General features: G+C 62.1%; 21 protein-coding genes. 13 read left to right on the forward strand and 8 right to left on the reverse strand.

Going from position 1 to position 17704, the window contains the following annotated elements; translation table 11 throughout:
* The first annotated feature begins 12 nt into the window (after positions 1-12).
* The 9 genes from C4J84_RS24425 to C4J84_RS24465 all read left to right on the forward strand — a co-directional run bounded on the left by C4J84_RS24425 (position 13) and on the right by C4J84_RS24465 (position 6656).
* Positions 13-699, forward strand: coding sequence for a YggS family pyridoxal phosphate-dependent enzyme (locus tag C4J84_RS24425; RefSeq protein WP_124372167.1), 687 nt, complete (start codon positions 13-15; stop codon positions 697-699).
* Positions 700-732: 33 nt separating this feature from the next.
* On the forward strand, positions 733-1551 hold the full coding sequence (gene proC, locus C4J84_RS24430; protein WP_124372168.1) for a pyrroline-5-carboxylate reductase: 819 nt from the start codon (positions 733-735) through the stop codon (positions 1549-1551).
* A 25-nt stretch (positions 1552-1576) separates the two neighbouring features.
* Positions 1577-2164 (forward strand): YggT family protein, encoded by a 588-nt coding sequence (locus C4J84_RS24435; RefSeq protein WP_124364807.1) that lies wholly within the window; start codon positions 1577-1579, stop codon positions 2162-2164.
* A gap of 133 nt (positions 2165-2297) precedes the next feature.
* Positions 2298-3437 carry a homoserine O-acetyltransferase gene (locus C4J84_RS24440; protein ID WP_124372170.1) on the forward strand — a complete coding sequence of 380 codons (1140 nt, stop codon included), beginning with the start codon at positions 2298-2300 and terminating at the stop codon, positions 3435-3437.
* 7 nt (positions 3438-3444) lie between these two features.
* On the forward strand, positions 3445-4065 hold the full coding sequence (metW, locus tag C4J84_RS24445; RefSeq protein WP_124364809.1) for a methionine biosynthesis protein MetW: 621 nt from the start codon (positions 3445-3447) through the stop codon (positions 4063-4065).
* Positions 4066-4086: 21 nt separating this feature from the next.
* Positions 4087-4521: a DUF4426 domain-containing protein gene (locus C4J84_RS24450; RefSeq protein WP_124372171.1), complete on the forward strand. Its 435-nt coding sequence runs from the start codon at positions 4087-4089 to the stop codon at positions 4519-4521.
* A complete protein-coding gene (rdgB, locus tag C4J84_RS24455) occupies positions 4518-5114 on the forward strand; it encodes an RdgB/HAM1 family non-canonical purine NTP pyrophosphatase (protein ID WP_164487805.1) in 597 nt (198 codons plus the stop codon). The genes C4J84_RS24450 and rdgB overlap by 4 nt, the downstream gene beginning before the upstream one ends.
* Entirely contained in the window at positions 5111-6313 is a 1203-nt protein-coding gene (gene hemW / locus C4J84_RS24460; RefSeq protein ID WP_124436221.1) for a radical SAM family heme chaperone HemW, read from the forward strand. The genes rdgB and hemW overlap by 4 nt, the downstream gene beginning before the upstream one ends.
* A 19-nt stretch (positions 6314-6332) precedes the next feature.
* Complete coding sequence (locus C4J84_RS24465) at positions 6333-6656, forward strand: DUF3392 domain-containing protein (protein WP_016972961.1); 324 nt, start codon at positions 6333-6335, stop codon at positions 6654-6656.
* Positions 6657-6798: 142 nt separating this feature from the next.
* Here C4J84_RS24465 and trmB read toward each other — a convergent pair whose 3' ends face one another.
* The 4 genes from trmB to C4J84_RS24485 all read right to left on the reverse strand — a co-directional run bounded on the left by trmB (position 6799) and on the right by C4J84_RS24485 (position 9035).
* On the reverse strand, positions 6799-7524 hold the full coding sequence (trmB, locus tag C4J84_RS24470) for a tRNA (guanosine(46)-N7)-methyltransferase TrmB (RefSeq protein ID WP_124372174.1): 726 nt from the start codon (positions 7522-7524) through the stop codon (positions 6799-6801).
* A 9-nt stretch (positions 7525-7533) separates the two neighbouring features.
* Entirely contained in the window at positions 7534-8328 is a 795-nt protein-coding gene (locus C4J84_RS24475) for a thiazole synthase (protein ID WP_124372175.1), read from the reverse strand.
* A 54-nt stretch (positions 8329-8382) separates the two neighbouring features.
* Positions 8383-8583, reverse strand: coding sequence for a sulfur carrier protein ThiS (thiS, locus tag C4J84_RS24480; protein WP_124430710.1), 201 nt, complete (start codon positions 8581-8583; stop codon positions 8383-8385).
* A gap of 71 nt (positions 8584-8654) precedes the next feature.
* A complete protein-coding gene (locus C4J84_RS24485) occupies positions 8655-9035 on the reverse strand; it encodes a DUF423 domain-containing protein (RefSeq protein WP_124372177.1) in 381 nt (126 codons plus the stop codon).
* Positions 9036-9109: 74 nt separating this feature from the next.
* Between C4J84_RS24485 and mtgA the strand changes: the two genes are divergently transcribed.
* On the forward strand, positions 9110-9832 hold the full coding sequence (gene mtgA, locus C4J84_RS24490) for a monofunctional biosynthetic peptidoglycan transglycosylase (protein WP_124372178.1): 723 nt from the start codon (positions 9110-9112) through the stop codon (positions 9830-9832).
* 131 nt (positions 9833-9963) lie between these two features.
* Here the strand turns inward: mtgA and rpoH are convergent, their stop codons facing one another.
* The 4 genes from rpoH to ftsY form a co-directional block, all read right to left on the reverse strand.
* Positions 9964-10818, reverse strand: a complete 855-nt coding sequence (gene rpoH, locus C4J84_RS24495) for an RNA polymerase sigma factor RpoH (protein WP_003176698.1) — start codon at positions 10816-10818, stop codon at positions 9964-9966.
* A 130-nt stretch (positions 10819-10948) separates the two neighbouring features.
* Positions 10949-11971, reverse strand: a complete 1023-nt coding sequence (gene ftsX / locus C4J84_RS24500; RefSeq protein ID WP_124368703.1) for a permease-like cell division protein FtsX — start codon at positions 11969-11971, stop codon at positions 10949-10951.
* A complete protein-coding gene (gene ftsE / locus C4J84_RS24505; RefSeq protein ID WP_003213784.1) occupies positions 11968-12639 on the reverse strand; it encodes a cell division ATP-binding protein FtsE in 672 nt (223 codons plus the stop codon). Before ftsE ends, ftsX begins: the two co-directional genes overlap by 4 nt.
* Positions 12636-14009 carry a signal recognition particle-docking protein FtsY gene (gene ftsY, locus C4J84_RS24510; RefSeq protein WP_124436222.1) on the reverse strand — a complete coding sequence of 458 codons (1374 nt, stop codon included), beginning with the start codon at positions 14007-14009 and terminating at the stop codon, positions 12636-12638. Before ftsY ends, ftsE begins: the two co-directional genes overlap by 4 nt.
* A gap of 231 nt (positions 14010-14240) precedes the next feature.
* Between ftsY and C4J84_RS24515 the strand changes: the two genes are divergently transcribed.
* The 3 genes from C4J84_RS24515 to rsmD are packed head-to-tail and all read left to right on the forward strand — an operon-like array spanning position 14241 to position 17684.
* The gene (locus tag C4J84_RS24515) at positions 14241-15596 is read left to right on the forward strand and encodes a pitrilysin family protein (protein ID WP_124436223.1); all 1356 of its coding nucleotides are present in this window, start codon (positions 14241-14243) and stop codon (positions 15594-15596) included.
* Entirely contained in the window at positions 15589-17079 is a 1491-nt protein-coding gene (locus C4J84_RS24520) for a pitrilysin family protein (protein WP_124436224.1), read from the forward strand. Before C4J84_RS24515 ends, C4J84_RS24520 begins: the two co-directional genes overlap by 8 nt.
* Positions 17079-17684 carry a 16S rRNA (guanine(966)-N(2))-methyltransferase RsmD gene (rsmD, locus tag C4J84_RS24525; RefSeq protein WP_124364821.1) on the forward strand — a complete coding sequence of 202 codons (606 nt, stop codon included), beginning with the start codon at positions 17079-17081 and terminating at the stop codon, positions 17682-17684. Before C4J84_RS24520 ends, rsmD begins: the two co-directional genes overlap by 1 nt.
* Positions 17685-17704 lie beyond the last annotated feature (20 nt).

Consider the following 17704-nt stretch of genomic DNA (forward strand, 5'->3'; position numbering starts at 1 on the left):
GGCACAACTTGAATGTCGACGATAGCAGACAACATCGGCCTGGTTAGCCAGCGCATCCGCGCCGCCGCCGACGCCGTGCAGCGTGACGCAAGCAGCATCCACCTGCTGGCCGTGAGCAAGACCAAACCGGCGCAAGCCGTGCGCGAAGCCTTTGCCGCCGGGATGCATGACTTTGGTGAAAACTATCTGCAGGAAGCCCTGGGCAAACAGGCCGAATTAACCGACCTGCCCTTGAGTTGGCACTTCATCGGCCCCATTCAATCGAACAAGACTCGCGCGATCGCCGAGAACTTCGCTTGGGTGCATTCCGTGGACCGCCTGAAAATCGCACAACGTCTGTCCGAACAACGCCCTGCCGACCTGCCGGCGCTGAATATCTGCATCCAGGTCAACGTCAGTGGCGAAGCCAGCAAGTCCGGCTGTACGCCCGCCGACCTGCCGGCCTTGGCCAACGCCATCAGCGCCCTGCCGCGCCTGAAGCTGCGGGGCCTGATGGCGATCCCCGAGCCGACTGACGATCGCGCGGCGCAGGATGCGGCGTTCGCCACGGTGCGCGAGCTGCAAGCCAGCCTGAACCTGCCACTCGACTCACTTTCCATGGGCATGAGCCACGACCTCGAGTCGGCCGTCGCTCAAGGCGCCACCTGGGTGCGGATCGGTACCGCGCTGTTTGGCGCCCGCGACTACGGCCAGCCGTGAAATGGCTGACGTTCATCTAGCTAAGGACCTGTCATGAAAGACATGCGTATTGCCTTTATCGGCGCCGGTAACATGGCAGCCAGCCTGATCGGCGGCCTGCGGGCCAAGGGTCTGGACGCTGCGCAGATTCGCGCCAGCGATCCCGGTGCCGAAACCCGCGCCCGCGTCAGCGCCGAACACGGCATTGAAACCTTTGCCGACAACGCCGAGGCCATCCAGGGCGTCGACGTCATTGTGCTGGCGGTCAAGCCCCAGGCCATGAAGGCCGTGTGCGAAAGCCTGCGCCCAAGCCTGCAGGCGCATCAGCTGGTGGTGTCCATCGCCGCCGGCATCACCTGTGCCAGCATGAACACCTGGCTCGGTGCCCAGCCGATCGTACGTTGCATGCCGAATACGCCGTCCTTGTTGCGCCAGGGCGTGAGCGGTTTGTACGCCACCGCCGACGTCAGCGCCGCACAGCGTGACCAGGCCGAGCAACTGTTATCCGCCGTGGGCATTGCCCTGTGGCTGGAGCAGGAGCAGCAACTGGACGCGGTCACCGCCGTTTCCGGCAGCGGCCCGGCGTACTTCTTCCTGTTGATCGAAGCCATGACCGCCGCCGGCGTGAAACTGGGCCTGCCTGCCGACGTTGCCGAGCAACTGGCCGAGCAAACCGCCCTGGGCGCCGCGAAGATGGCGGTGACCAGCGATGTGGATGCGGCCGAGCTGCGCCGTCGCGTCACGTCCCCGGGCGGCACCACCCATGCCGCCATCGAATCATTCCAGGCCGGCGGCTTTGAAGCCCTGGTGGAAAAAGCACTGGGTGCTGCGGCACACCGTTCCGCCGAAATGGCTGAGCAACTGGGCAAATAGTCGTCACTTACCAAGGTAAACAAACATGCTCGGAATCAATGACGCTGCCATCTTCATCATCCAGACCCTGGGCAGCCTGTACCTGCTGATCGTGCTGATGCGCTTTATCCTGCAACTGGTGCGGGCGAACTTCTACAACCCGTTGTGCCAGTTCGTGGTCAAGGCCACCCAACCGCTGCTCAAGCCGCTGCGCCGGGTGATCCCGAGCCTGTTCGGGCTGGACATGTCGTCGCTGGTACTGGCACTGCTGCTGCAGATCCTGCTGTTCGTGGTGATCCTGATGCTCAACGGCTACCAGGCCTTCACCGTGCTGCTGTTGCCATGGGCGCTGATCGGTATTTTCTCGCTGTTTTTGAAGATCATCTTCTGGTCGATGATCATCAGCGTGATCCTCTCGTGGGTCGCCCCCGGCAGCCGTAGCCCAGGCGCCGAACTGGTCTACCAGATCACCGAGCCGGTGCTGGCACCGTTCCGTCGCCTGATCCCCAACTTGGGCGGCCTGGATATTTCGCCGATCTTCGCGTTTATCGCGATCCAGCTGATTCAAAGCTGGGTGATTCCACGCCTGGCGTTTTATGCGTTCATGCCTAAAGAACTATTCGGCCTGATCTGACAATTCGCTGGAAAGTGTGGGAGGGGGCTTGCTCCCTCCCACATTTTGTATCTGTGTACCGGCGCAGGCCTTTGCTTGCCGCTGGGTCCAGTGGTCTTTAGACTTACGCCTCATTTAAACGAGAGCAGGGTCGATGCCAACTGCCTTTCCCCCCGATTCCGTTGGACTGGTCGTGCCCCAAGTGGCGCACTTCAGCGAACCGTTGGCCCTGGCCTGCGGCCGCTCGCTGCCCGCCTACGACCTGATCTACGAAACCTACGGCCAACTCAACGCCACGGCGAGCAACGCCGTGCTGATATGCCACGCCTTGTCCGGCCACCATCATGCTGCGGGCTTCCACAGCGTCGACGAGCGCAAGCCCGGCTGGTGGGACAGCTGCATCGGCCCCGGCAAGCCCATCGACACCAACAAGTTCTTCGTGGTCAGCCTGAACAACCTCGGCGGCTGCAACGGTTCCACCGGCCCCAGCAGCCTCAACCCGGAGACCGGCAAGCCCTTCGGCGCCGACTTCCCGGTACTCACCGTGGAAGACTGGGTGCACAGCCAGGCGCGCCTCGCCGACCGGCTGGGCATCAGCCAATGGGCGGCTGTGATCGGTGGCAGCCTGGGCGGCATGCAAGCCCTGCAATGGACCATCACCTACCCGGATCGCGTGCGCCACTGCCTCGCGATCGCCTCGGCGCCCAAGTTGTCGGCGCAGAACATCGCCTTCAACGAAGTGGCGCGCCAGGCCATCCTCACCGACCCGGAGTTCCACGGTGGTTCGTTCCAGGAAGCGGGGGTGATCCCCAAGCGTGGCCTGATGCTGGCGCGGATGGTCGGGCACATCACCTACCTGTCCGATGATTCCATGGGCGAGAAATTCGGCCGTGGCCTCAAAAGCGAGAAGCTCAACTACGACTTCCACAGCGTCGAGTTCCAGGTGGAAAGCTACCTGCGTTATCAGGGCGAGGAGTTCTCCGGGCGTTTTGACGCCAACACCTACCTGCTGATGACCAAGGCGCTGGACTACTTCGACCCGGCCGCGAACTTCAATGACGACCTGGCGAAGACCTTCGAACAGGCCACGGCCAAGTTCTGCGTAATGTCGTTCACCACTGACTGGCGCTTCTCGCCGGCGCGCTCCCGCGAGCTGGTGGACGCCCTGATGGCTGCGCGCAAAGACGTCTGCTACCTGGAGATCGATGCACCGCAAGGCCACGACGCCTTCCTGATTCCGATTCCCCGTTATCTGCAGGCGTTCAGTAACTACATGAACCGTATTACTTTGTGAGAACGCCATGAGAGCCGACCTGGAAATCATCCAAGACTGGATCCCCGCCGGCAGCCGCGTGCTCGACCTGGGCTGCGGTGATGGCGAGCTGCTGAGCTGGCTGCGCGACAACAAGCAAGTCACCGGCTACGGCCTGGAAAACGACCCGGACAACATCGCCCAATGCGTGGCCAAGGGCATCAACGTGATCGAGCAGGACCTGGACAAGGGCCTGGGCAACTTTGCCAGCGACAGCTTCGACATCGTGGTCATGACCCAGGCCCTGCAAGCGGTGCACTACCCGGACCGTATCCTCGACGAAATGCTGCGCGTCGGCCGCCAGTGCATCATCACCTTCCCCAACTTCGGGCACTGGCGCTGCCGCTGGTACCTGGCCACCAAGGGCCGCATGCCGGTGTCGGACTTCCTGCCGTACACCTGGTACAACACGCCGAACATCCACTTCTGCACCTTCGAAGACTTCGAGGCCCTGTGTGGCGAGCGTGAGGCCAAGGTGATCAACCGCCTTGCCGTCGATCAACAACATCGCCACGGCTGGGCGAGTAAGCTATGGCCCAACCTGTTGGGCGAAATCGGTATCTACCGGGTCAGCAGCCCTGGCCTGACCGACCACAAGATTGCCGTCTAATCATTATCAAGAGGGACGCTCATGAGTCGTTTGGCTGTTTTTCTCCTGACCGCCTGCCTGGGCGCCAGCGCCATGGCTGCGGACGCTATCGACGCTAACCGCAAGAAAGACTTCGGCGATATCACCGTTCACTACAACACCTTCACTTCAAGCTTTCTGTCGCCGGAGACCGCCCAGAAGGTCGGCGTGGTGCGCAGCAAGGACAAGGGCTTGATCAATGTGACCGTGATCAAGGGCGTAACCCCCGTCGCGGCCCAAGTGACCGGCACCATCAAGGATTTGGGCGGCAAGAGCGAAATCCTGACGTTCAAGCAGATCGAAGAGAAAGGCGGTGTCAGCTACCTTGCGCCCTACTCCGTGACCCAGCGGGAATACAAGACGTTTACCATCAATGTTGAAACCGGCGGCAAAGCCCATGGTTTCCAATTCAACCAAGAACTGTTTCCGGCCGACTGATGAACCTCACTCAACTCGTACTCGCCAGCCATAACGCCGGCAAACTCAAAGAATTGCAGGCCATGCTCGGTGACGCGGTGAAGCTGCGCTCGATCGGTGAGTTCAGCCAGGTCGAGCCGGAAGAAACCGGGCTGTCGTTCGTCGAGAACGCCATCCTCAAGGCGCGCAATGCCGCGCGCCTCTCGGGCCTGCCGGCCTTGGCGGACGATTCGGGCCTGGCGGTGGACTACCTCGGTGGCGCACCGGGCATCTATTCGGCGCGTTATGCCGATGGCAAGGGCGATGCGGCCAACAACGCCAAGCTGCTGGACGCGCTCAAGGATGTGCCGGACGCGATGCGCGGTGCGCAGTTCGTCTGTGTGCTGGCATTGGTGCGCCACGCCGATGACCCCTTGCCGATCCTCTGCGAAGGCTTGTGGCACGGGCGCATCCTGCATGCAGCCAGCGGTGAGCATGGCTTTGGCTACGATCCGCTGTTCTGGGTGCCGGAGCGCAATGTCTCCAGCGCCGAACTGAGCCCGGCCGACAAGAACCAGATCAGCCACCGCGCCCGCGCAATGGATTTGCTGCGCCAACGCCTGAGCCTGAAATGACCCACCACACCCAGGCGCTGCCACTGATCCACGGCGGCGCGCAAACACCCCGGTCGGCGTTGCCTGTGCTGCCGCCCCTGGCGCTGTACATCCACATCCCGTGGTGCGTGCGCAAATGCCCTTATTGCGACTTCAACTCCCATACCGCGAGCACCGTGCTGCCGGAAGAAGCGTATGTGGACGCCTTGCTGGCGGATCTGGACCAGGACCTGCACGCCGTTCATGGCCGCAAACTGAGCTCGATCTTCTTTGGCGGCGGCACCCCGAGCCTGTTCAGCGCTGCCGCGTTGGGGCGCCTGCTCGAAGGGGTGCAAGCGCGCATCGCGTTTGCCGACGACATCGAAATCACCCTGGAAGCCAATCCCGGCACCTTCGAACAAGAGAAGTTCGTGGCGTACCGCAAGCTGGGGATCAATCGCCTGTCCATCGGCATCCAGAGCTTCCAGCAGGCCAAGCTCGAAGCCCTGGGCCGCATCCACAACGGCGATGAAGCCATTCGCGCTGCGGGTATGGCGCGCCAGGCCGGGTTCGATAACTTCAACCTGGACCTGATGCACGGTTTGCCCGATCAGTCGCTGGACGATGCCCTGGCCGATCTGCGCCAAGCCATCGCATTGAAGCCGACGCACTTGTCCTGGTACCAGTTGACCCTGGAACCCAACACGGTGTTCTGGAACCAGCCCCCTGCATTGCCGGAAGACGACACCCTGTGGGACATCCAGGAAGCCGGCCAGGCGCTGCTCGCCGAGCACGGCTACACACAATATGAAGTGTCGGCCTATGCCCAACCCGGTCGACCGGCGCGGCATAACCTCAATTACTGGAGCTTTGGCGACTTCATCGGTATCGGCGCGGGCGCCCACGGCAAGCTCAGCCATCCGGACGGGCGCATCGTGCGCACCTGGAAAACCCGCGCACCGAAGGACTACCTCAACCCGGCCAAAAGCTTCCAGGCGGGGGCGAAAGAACTGACCAATGAAGAGCTGCCGTTCGAGTTCCTGATGAACGCCCTGCGCCTCACCGAAGGCGTAGACGCCAGGCTTTACACCGAGCGCACCGGCCTTGACCTGGCGAGCCTCGCCGAAGGCCGCCGCGAGGCAGAACAAAGTGGCTTAATGCAGGTCGAACCGTCACGCCTGGCGGCGACCGACCACGGGCAACTCTTTCTCAATGACCTGTTGCAGACGTTTTTGAGCTGATCGCTCTTAAGGAAATCGAATGGATTTGGTACTCGACCTGCTCGCCACCGTATCCCGCTGGAGCCGTAGCAACCTGTCGGAAATCTCCCTGGCGCTGGTCGGCTGTTTGCTGGTGCTGTTCGGCGCAGACATCAAGGGCTGGGTCGAAGCCCGCCTGGGCAGCATCGCCGGCGCGTTGCGCGTCCCCCTGATGGCGTTGGTGTGCATGATCGGCAGCGGCGCGGCGCTGATCTACGCCACGCCCTGGATCGTGCGCGGGCTGAGCCAGTTCAATAACTACAGCCTCGCGCCGGTGCTGGTAGTGGTGCTGGTGTTGATTGGCGTCGTCGCCGACCGCCGCTGACCGCAAACCCAACACAGATCCAAATGTGGGAGGGGGCTTGCCCCCGATGGCAGGGTGTCAGACAACACATGTTTGGCTGACCCACCGCTATCGGGGGCAAGCCCCCTCCCACATTTTTACTGCATTTCAAGCCAACGGCTTATCAGTCGACTTTCTCGAACTTCAAATCCCACACCCCATGCCCCAACTTCTCGCCACGGCGTTCGAACTTGGTGACTGGGCGCTCTGCCGGGCGCGGTACGCATTTGCCGTCTTCGGCCAGGTTGCGGTAGCCGGGGGCGACGTTCATCACGTCCAGCATGTATTCGGCATAGGGTTCCCAGTCGGTGGCCATGTGCAGGATGCCCCCCACTTTCAACTTGCTGCGCACCAGTTCCGCGAAGGAAGCCTGGACGATGCGACGCTTGTGGTGACGGGCCTTGTGCCATGGGTCGGGGAAGAACAGCATCAGCCGGTCGAGGCTGTTGTCGGCAATGCAGCGGTTGAGCACTTCAATCGCGTCGCAGTCGTAGACCCGCAGATTGGTCAGGCCCTGGGTCAGCACGCCGTTCAACAGCGCGCCGACACCTGGGCGGTGCACTTCTACACCGATGAAATCCTGGTCCGGCGCGGCCGCCGCCATTTCCAGCAGGGAATGGCCCATGCCGAAGCCGATTTCCAGGGACCGCGGGGCCGAGCGACCGAACACCTGGTCGAAGTCCACCGGCGCATCGGCCAGGGGCAACACGAACAGCGACGTGCCTTGCTTCAGGCCTTTTTGCTGGCCTTCGGTCATGCGTCCGGCGCGCATCACGAAGCTCTTGATGCGGCGGTGCTTGGACTCGTCGCCTGCTTCCACGGGGTTCGGCGTTTCGTTTGATTCAGTCATCAATAGCTCTTACTTGATCAGGCCATCCAGCGGCGAAGAGGCGCTGGCATAGAGTTTTTTCGGCATGCGCCCGGCGAGGTAGGCCAGGCGGCCCGCGACGATTGCGTGTTGCATGGCTTCGGCCATCATGATCGGTTGCTGGGCATGGGCAATGGCCGAGTTCATCAGCACCGCGTCGCAGCCCAGCTCCATGGCGATGGTAGCGTCGGAGGCAGTGCCCACGCCTGCATCCACCAGCACCGGGATCCTGGTTTCTTCAAGGATGATCTGCAGGTTGTAAGGGTTGCAGATCCCCAGGCCGGAGCCGATCAGGCCAGCCAGTGGCATCACCGCGATGCAGCCGATTTCCGCCAGCTGGCGGGCGATGATCGGGTCATCGCTGGTGTAGACCATCACGTCAAAGCCTTCCTTGACCAGGGTCTCGGCGGCCTTGAGGGTTTCGATCACGTTGGGGAACAGGGTTTTCTGGTCGGCCAGCACTTCCAGCTTAACCAGGTTGTGGCCGTCGAGCAGCTCACGGGCCAGGCGGCAAGTGCGCACGGCTTCGATGGCGTCAAAGCAGCCAGCGGTGTTCGGCAGGAAGGTGTAGCGGTCCGGCGACAGCACTTCGAGCAGGTTCGGCTCGCCCTCGATCTGGCCGAGGTTGGTACGACGTACGGCGAAGGTAACGATTTCGGCGCCCGAGGCTTCAATGGCCAGACGGGTTTCTTCCATGTCGCGGTACTTGCCGGTGCCGACCAGCAGACGGGACTGGTAGGTACGACCGGCCAGGACGAAAGGCTTGTCGCTACGAACGATGCTCATGGGAAATCCTCGTAATGGGGTGAGGTTCTGCAGAATGCGTTACGGCCGGGGCGACTAGCCGCCGCCGATGGCGTGCACCACTTCGACACGGTCACCATCGCTGAGCGTGGTGCCTTCGTGCTGGCTGCGCGGGACGATATCCAGGTTGAGCTCCACTGCGACGCGACGCCCGGTGAGGTCCAGGCGGGTCAGCAGGGCCGCGACGGTTTCACCGTCGGGCAGTTCAAGGGGTTCGCCGTTCAACTGAATGCGCATGCCACGGGCCGCCATCGTTTTTAGGGGCCGGCATTCTAACGCGATTGGGCGCTGAAGGTCAGCTTCAAGCGTCAAGCGGTCAGTTGCAGGCGCCAGGCGAGCAAGCCGAGGAAAAACCAGCCGAGCAGAAACGCCAGCCCGCCGAACGGCGTGATGATCCCGAGTTTGCTGATGCCGGTCAGGGTCAACAGATACAGGCTGCCGGAAAACAGCAAGATGCCGACCACAAATGAAATGCCCGCCCAGGTGACCAGTCGGCCAGGAATATGCGCGGCCAGCAGCGCCACGCCAAACAACGCCAGGGTGTGCACCAGTTGATACGTCACGCCGGTGTGGAAGATCGCCAGGTAGTCGGCGCTCAGACGGTTTTTCAGGCCATGGGCGGCGAACGCGCCGAGGGCGACACCGGTAAAGCCAAAAAAGGCGGCCAGCATCAGAAAGCTACGCAGCATGAGGAACTCCAGTCAGACTCATCGGGCAGGGTCTGTATAATGGCCCGCTCAACGGGTTCGGCCAAGCCATCTCTATGCTGCGTGTCCTCATCAATCGCTTTCTCAACGTCGTGAAATGGTTCGCCATCGGCAGTGTGCTGCTGGTGCTGCTGTTTCGCGTCGTACCGCCGCCGTTCACTGCGCTGATGGTGGAGCGCAAGGTCGAATCCTGGATCGACGGCGAACCTATCGACCTGCAGCGCAGCTGGGTGGCGTGGGACGAGATTTCCGACGACCTCAAAGTGGCGGTGATGGCCGGTGAAGACCAGCGTTTCCCGCAGCACTGGGGCTTCGACTTTGGCGCGATCCAGGCGGCAATCGTGCATAACGAGCGCGGCGGCACGATTCGCGGCGCCAGCACCTTGAGCCAGCAGGTTTCGAAGAACCTGTTCCTGTGGACCGGCCGCAGCTATCTGCGCAAGGGCCTGGAAGCCTGGTTTACCGGGTTGATCGAAGTACTGTGGCCCAAGCAGCGCATCCTTGAGGTGTACCTCAACAGCGTGGAGTGGGACGAGGGTGTGTTCGGTGCAGAAGCAGCGGCGCGGCATCATTTTGGAGTGAGCGCCAAAGGGCTGTCGCGTCAGCAGGCCAGCTACCTGGCGGCGGTGTTGCCGAACCCACGGGTGTGGAGTGCCAGTCATCCGACCGCCTATGTGGCGCGGCGCGCGGCGTGGATTCGTCAGCAGATGAGTCAGCTTGGCGGGGATGGTTACCTGGTAGAGCTCCACAACTCCCGCAAGGCTCCCTGGTCCGACTGACACAACACAGAAACAAATGTGGGAGGGGGCTTGCCCCCGATAGCGGTGGATCAGTCACTCATATGTCGACTGATACTCTGCTATCGGGAGCAAGCCCCCTCCCACATTTTGACCCAGCATTGCCAGCTGGATCAGGCGGCGATCGACAGCTTCAGCTTGTTCATCGCGCTTTTCTCAAGCTGACGAATCCGCTCGGCCGACACGTTGTACTTCTGCGCCAGGTCGTGCAGCGTGGCTTTTTCTTCCGCCAGCCAGCGCTGGTAAAGAATGTCACGGCTGCGGTCGTCCAGCACTTCCAGCGCTTCGTGCAGGTTGTGATTGGAGTTGTCGCTCCAGTCGGCGTCTTCCAGTTGACGCGCCGGGTCGTACCGGTGGTCTTCCAGGTAGTTGGCTGGCGATTGGAAGGCGCTGTCGTCGTCTGCTTCGGCAGCCGGATCGAAGGCCATATCATGGCCGGTCAGGCGACTTTCCATCTCGCGCACTTCACGGGGCTCCACGCCGAGGCTTTCGGCCACGCGGTGGACTTCCTCGTTGTTCAGCCACGCCAGGCGTTTCTTCTGGCTGCGCAGGTTGAAGAACAGCTTGCGCTGGGCCTTGGTGGTCGCGACTTTCACGATGCGCCAGTTGCGCAGGATGAACTCGTGGATTTCCGCCTTAATCCAGTGCACGGCGAACGACACCAGGCGCACACCCATTTCCGGGTTGAAGCGCTTCACCGCCTTCATCAGGCCAACGTTGCCTTCCTGAATCAGGTCAGCCTGGGCCAGGCCGTAGCCGCTATAGCTACGGGCGATATGTACGACAAAACGCAGGTGGGCGAGCACCATCTGCCGAGCCGCCCCCAAATCCTGCTCATAGTAGAGACTCTCGGCCAGTTCACGCTCCTGCTCGGGCGTCAGCAAGGGAATGCTGTTTACCGTGTGCACATAGGCTTCCAGGTTCGCACCCGGGACCAAGGCATAAGCAGGTTGCAAAGAAGTGGTCATACGAAAAAACCTCCGACTCACATAACTCGTGCAGTTCAGCACTGCGAAAATTGACCGGGGAACCGTAGGACAAGTTCCCTAAACTGCTGACAAGGTCAATACAAACGAAACTACATTACCCTGACATTAACTACTTCGGTGCCAGCTCACGTAAGTGCCGTGCCACCGCAATCCACGCACCGATATACCCCAACAATACCGCGCCAAGCAAGAGGCTCAGACCATCGGCTACCGGCACCCCTGCCAGGGCAAAATCGCTGCCGTACAAGCCGGCAAGCCCGATAACCGCATCGTTCAGCCAGTCCAGGCCAAAAGCCAGCACGCCCCAGGACAAAATCCCGGCACCAAAGCCATAAAGCGCGCCCATGTACAGAAAAGGACGACGCACATAGCTGTCCGTGCCGCCGACCAGTTTAATCACTTCTATCTCGGTGCGGCGGTTTTCAATATGAAGACGAATGGTATTACCTATCACCAAAAGTAATGCAGACACCAACAGCACCGTCAAACCGAACACGAAGCGGTCGCCCAGCTTGAGGATCGCGGCCAGGCGCTCTACCCAGACTAGATCAAGTTGCGCCTGTTGCACCTTGGGCATCTCTGCGAGTTTTTGTCGCAGGGCTTCCAGGGCCGGCTTGTCCACTTCATTGGGCGTCACCAGCACCACGCCTGGCAGCGGGTTCTGCGGCAGCTCTTTAAGCGCCTCGCCCAGGCCGGATTGTTGCTGGAACTCTTCCAGCGCCTGATCGCGGCTGATGTATTCGGCATCCGCCACGCCTGGCAGGTTCTTGATCTCGTCGCGCAGGCCCTCGCCGTCCTTGGTGCTGGCGTCGAGGTTCAGGTACAGGGAAATCTGCGCCGCGCGCTGCCACGAACCGCCCAGGCGCTCCACATTATTGAGCAGCAACGACAAGCCCATTGGCAGGCTCAGGGCCACGGCCATCACCAGGCAGGTGAAAAAGCTGCCGATCGGCTGCTTGCCCAGGCGGCGCAGGCTGTCGAGCAGGCTGGCACGATGGCTTTCGATCCAGGCACGCAACAGGGTGCCAAAGTCCGGGCCGTCGTCTTCGTCGTGTTTTTTCTTTTTCGGTTGCGGGTCGGCCGGTTTCGGCGCCACGCGTTCGGATACTTTAGGGCTGCGTGTTGCACTCATACGCCAGCCTCCCCGTCGCCGATCAGACGACCGCGTTGCAGGGTCAGCATGCGATGGCGCATGCGCGCAATCAGCGCCAGGTCGTGGCTGGCGATCAACACGCTGGTGCCCAGCCGGTTGATGTCTTCGAACACTCCCATGATCTCGGCCGCCAGGCGCGGGTCGAGGTTACCGGTGGGTTCATCCGCCAGCAGCAAGGCCGGGCGGTGGACGATGGCGCGCGCGATACCGACGCGCTGCTGCTGGCCAGTGGACAGGTCACCGGGGTAGAGGTCGGTCTTGTCCGACAAGGCCACGCGCTCCAGGGCTGAATCGACCCGCTTGACGATCTCGGCCTTGGACAGCCCGAGAATCTGCAGGGGCAAGGCGATGTTGTTGAACACCGTGCGGTCGAACAGCAACTGGTGGTTCTGGAACACCACGCCGATCTGACGGCGCAGGAACGGAATCTGCGCATTGCTGATGGTGGCCAGGTCCTGTCCCGCCAGCAGCAGCTTGCCGGTGGTTGGGCGCTCCATGGCCAGCAGCAGGCGCAACAAGGTGCTCTTACCGGCGCCGGAATGCCCGGTCACGAACAAAAACTCGCCCCGCCGTACTCGAAAGCTCAGCTCATGCAAGCCCACATGCCCGTTGGCGTAGCGTTTACCGACCTGTTCGAATCGAATCATGAACGCTCCCGCTCGGCAAACAGTGCCTGTACAAAGGGTTCGGCTTCAAAGGTGCGCAGGTCGTCGATGCCTTCACCGACGCCGATATAACGAATCGGCAACCCGAACTGCTTGGCCAGGGCGAAAATCACACCGCCCTTGGCCGTGCCGTCGAGCTTAGTCAATGCCAGGCCGGTCAGTTGCACCGTCTGGTTGAATTGTTTGGCCTGACTGATGGCGTTCTGCCCGGTACCGGCGTCCAGCACCAGCAGCACCTCATGCGGAGCGTCGGCATCGAGCTTGCCGATCACGCGGCGGACTTTCTTCAGCTCTTCCATCAAATTGTCTTTGGTGTGCAGGCGGCCGGCGGTGTCGGCGATCAACACATCGATGTTCCGGGCCTTGGCTGCCTGCACGGCATCGAAAATCACCGACGCGGAGTCGGCACCGGTGTGCTGGGCGATCACCGGGATCTTGTTGCGCTCGCCCCACACCTGCAGTTGCTCAACGGCAGCGGCACGGAAGGTGTCGCCGGCGGCGAGCATGACTTTCTTGCCTTCGGACTGCAGTTTTTTCGCCAGCTTGCCAATGGTGGTGGTCTTGCCGGCGCCGTTGACGCCTACCACCAGGATCACGAACGGCTTCTTCGGGGTGATCACCAGCGGCGCTTCAACGGGTTTAAGCATGGCGGCCAGCTCGGCCTGCAAGGATTTGTATAACGCGTCGGCGTCAGTCAGCTGCTTGCGGGCGACCTTCTGGGTCAGGCTCTGGATGATCACGGCGGTGGCTTCGACGCCCACGTCTGCGGTGAGCAGGCGGGTTTCGATGTCTTCCAGCAGCTCGTCATCGATGGTCTTCTTGCCGAGGAACAGGCTGGCCATGCCCTCGCCGATACTGGCGCTGGTTTTGCTCAGACCTTGCTTGAGACGGGTAAAAAAGCCGGTTTTGCTGGTTTCAGCGGCCGGCTCTTCGATGACGGCAGGCGCGGGGGCTTCGGCGGCGGGTGGCGTCTGCACGACTGTCGTTACGGGTTCAACCACCGTAGGAATAGGCGGCGCTACGTGCTCAACCTGCACATCTTCAACCAGCGCCACCGGCTCCTCAGCCACCGGCAGTTGCGGCCACGGCTTGTGCTCTGGCTCTGGCTCTGGCTCTGGCTCTGGCTCTGGCTCGACCGCAGGCTGCAGCACCGGCTCGGCCATCGGCAACACCGTCGGCGCCGGTGTTTCGGCAACCGGCTCGGCTTCTACTATAGGCTCAGGGATAGGTTCAGGTTGAACCTGTGGCTGTTCGACGACGGTTTCCTGCGGCTTTTTGCGCAGCCATCCGAACAGGCCTTTCTTCTCGCCAGCCGCAGCTGGGGTCTTCTTGTCGTCGTTGGAACCAAACATGGAGACGGCTATCTCAAGGTAGCGACGCGCCAGCAGGCGCTTCGGTAAATAAAATTCGATGCGTAACAGACTGTTTTTTAGCCAGCTCGTTCATGCGCAACATTTTGAAGGCCAAAATAGAGCCTCAACAAGACAGCCGCAGTGGCCGCCCCTAAGTCGGATCGGTATCCTAGCACCTCCTCGCCCGCCGACGCTAAGACCAAGCGGGCAGTCCAACAGGTTAAAAAACGAATGAATGCTCTAGCCCGCCGCGCCGCAGGCCTGCTGCTCAGCACAGTTTGTCTGCCCCTTTCAGCTTTGGCTGCCGACCCACAACCCACCCACGAATTCACCCTCGACAACGGCCTCAAGGTGGTCGTGCGCGAAGATCATCGCGCGCCGGTGGTGGTCTCCCAGGTCTGGTACAAGGTCGGTTCGAGCTACGAAACCCCGGGCCAGACCGGTTTGTCCCATGCCCTGGAACACATGATGTTCAAGGGCAGCGCCAAGGTCGGCCCCGGCGAAGCCTCGCTGATCCTGCGCGACCTGGGCGCTGAAGAAAACGCCTTTACCAGTGACGACTACACCGCTTATTACCAGGTGCTGGCCCGCGACCGCCTGGGTGTGGCTTTCGAACTGGAAGCCGACCGCATGGCCAGCCTGCGTCTGCCGGCCGACGAGTTCAGCCGCGAAATCGAGGTCATCAAGGAAGAGCGCCGCCTGCGCACCGACGACAACCCGATGTCCAAGGCCTATGAACGCTTCAAGGCCATGGCCTTCCCGGCCAGCGGCTATCACACGCCCACCATCGGCTGGATGGCTGACCTTGAGCGCATGAAGGTCGAGGAACTGCGCCACTGGTACCAAGCCTGGTACGTGCCGAACAACGCGACCCTGGTAGTGGTCGGCGACGTCACGCCGGACGAGGTGAAAAACCTGGCCCAGCGCTACTTCGGCCCGATCCCCAAGCGTGACGTCCCGCCCGCCAAGGTCCCGATGGAGTTGGCCGAGCCCGGCGAGCGCCTGCTGACCCTGCATGTGCAAACCCAGCTGCCCAGCGTATTCCTCGGTTTCAACGTGCCGAGCCTGGCCACTGCCGAGGACAAGCGCTCGGTACAAGCCCTGCGCCTGATCTCGGCCCTGCTCGACGGCGGTTACAGCGCGCGTATCTCCGAGCAGTTGGAGCGGGGTGAAGAACTGGTCTCCGCCGCGTCCACCGATTATGACGCTTTCACCCGCGGCGACACCCTGTTCATGCTGACCGCCACGCCCAACCAGCAGAAGAAAAAAACCGTCGCCCAAGCCGAAGCCGGCCTGTGGCGCCTGCTGGAAGAACTCAAGGCCAAGCCGCCGACCGCCGAAGAGCTGGAGCGCATCCGCGCCCAGGTGATTGCGGGCGTGGTCTACCAGCGCGACTCTATCACCGCCCAGGCCACGGCGATCGGCTCGCTGGAGACCGTCGGCCTGTCCTGGAAGCTGATGGACACTGAGCTTGCCGACCTGCAAAGCGTCACCCCGGAAGATATCCAAAAAGCTGCACGCACCTATTTCACCCGCGAACGTCTGAGCGTCGCCCATGTTTTGCCTGAGGAGACCGCTCATGAGTGACCGCAAGAGCAACCGCCTGATTCTGCCCGGCCTGATCGCCGTCACCTTGATCGCGGCCGGTGCCGTGTACCTGTTGCGCCCGAGCGAGTCGGTCGCCAGCCAGGCGCTGGACAAGGCCCAAACGGCCAACACACTGCAATCGCTGGCTGAACTGGACGGCAAGGCGCCGACCAACCGCAAGCTCGACGTGCAAACCTGGACCACTGCCGAAGGCGCCAAGGTGCTGTTCGTCGAAGCCCATGAACTGCCGATGTTCGACGTGCGCATCCTGTTCGCCGCCGGCAGCAGCCAGGACGGCAACGTGCCGGGCCTGGCCGTGATGACCAACGCCATGCTCAACGAAGGCGTGCCGGGCAAGGACGTCAGCCAGATCGCCAGCGGCTTTGAAGGCCTGGGGGCCGACTTTGGGAATGGCGCCTATCGCGATATGGCCCTGGTGTCCCTGCGCAGCTTGAGCGACAGCGACAAACGCGATGCCGCCCTCGCGCTGTTCGATGACGTGATCGGCAAGCCGACCTTCCCGGCCGACTCACTGGCACGCATCAAGAATCAGATCCTGGCCGGCTTCGAATACCAGAAACAGAATCCCGCCAAGCTGGCCAGCATCGAACTGTTCAAGCGCCTGTACGGCGACCATCCGTATGCCCACCCAAGCGAAGGCACGCCTGAAAGCGTGCCGGCGATTACCGTGCAACAGCTGCAGGCATTCCACGCCAAGGCTTATGCGGCAGGCAATGCAGTGATCGCGGTGGTGGGCGACCTGACCCGCGCCGAAGCCGAAGCCATGACCGCCAAGGTCTCTGCCGCGCTGCCCAAGGGCCCGGCCCTGGCGAAGATTGCCCAGCCAACCGAGCCAAAGGCAGGCCTGAGCCGCATCGAGTTTCCCTCCAAGCAGACCCACCTGCTGTTTGCCCAGTTGGGCATCGATCGCGCCGATCCGGACTACGCTGCACTGTCCCTGGGCAACCAGATTCTGGGCGGCGGTGGTTTCGGCACGCGGTTGATGAGCGAAGTGCGTGAAAAACGCGGCCTCACCTACGGCGTGTACTCCGGCTTCTCGCCGATGCAGGTGCGCGGCCCGTTCATGATCAACCTGCAGACCCGCGCCGAAATGAGCGGCGGCACGCTGCGCCTGGTCGAAGACGTCGTGGCCGACTACCTCAAGACCGGCCCCACCCAGAAGGAGCTGGATGATGCCAAGCGCGAACTGGCCGGCAGCTTCCCGCTGTCCACCGCGAGCAACGCCGATATCGTCGGGCAGCTCGGCGCCATGGGTTTCTATGACCTGCCGCTGAGCTATCTGGAGGATTTCATGAAACAATCCCAGGCCCTGACCGTGGAGCAGGTCAAGGCTGCAATGAACAAACACTTGAGCGCCGACAAGATGGTCATCGTGACCGCCGGCCCGACGATTGCGCAAAAGCCACTACCGCCCCCCACTGATAAACCTGCCGAGCAGCCGCTCGGGGTTCCGGAGCATTAATGGCCAGTTCATCTCGCCCGAAAAAACCTGTCCACAACGTACATAACGGTGTCGGCCAACTGCGCATCATTGGCGGTGAATGGGGCAGCCGCAAGCTGAGCTTCCCCGATGTCGTGGGCCTGCGCCCGACGCCGGATCGCGTGCGCGAAACCTTGTTCAACTGGCTTGCGCCCTACATCGGCGGCGCCAAGGTGCTCGACCCGTTTGCGGGCAGCGGCGCGCTGTTCCTTGAGGCGCTGTCCCGTGGCGCCTCCCAGGCCCAGGCGCTGGATGCGAGCAATGTGGCGGTGTCCAGCCTCAAGGAACACCTGGGCACGTTGCGCTGCACCAACGGCCAGGTTCAGACCGCCGACGCCTTGCGCTACCTGGAAACCCAGGCGGCCAGCGAATACGACGTGGTGTTCCTTGATCCACCGTTCAACCAGAACCTGCTGCCGACCGTGTGCGCATTGCTGGAAGAACGCCAATGGTTGGCGCCGGATGCGTGGGTCTACACTGAAAGCGAGACAGCGCCGTCGACGCTCGGCCTGCCGGGGAGCTGGCGCTTGCACCGTGAGCAGAAGTCCGGGCGGGTTTATTACGCGTTGTGGCACCGCACCCTGTAGGAGCGAGCTTGCTCGCGAAG

Origin of the sequence: Pseudomonas sp. R11-23-07 (assembly GCF_003852295.1) — a bacterium.
Taxonomy (GTDB): Bacteria; Pseudomonadota; Gammaproteobacteria; order Pseudomonadales; family Pseudomonadaceae; genus Aquipseudomonas.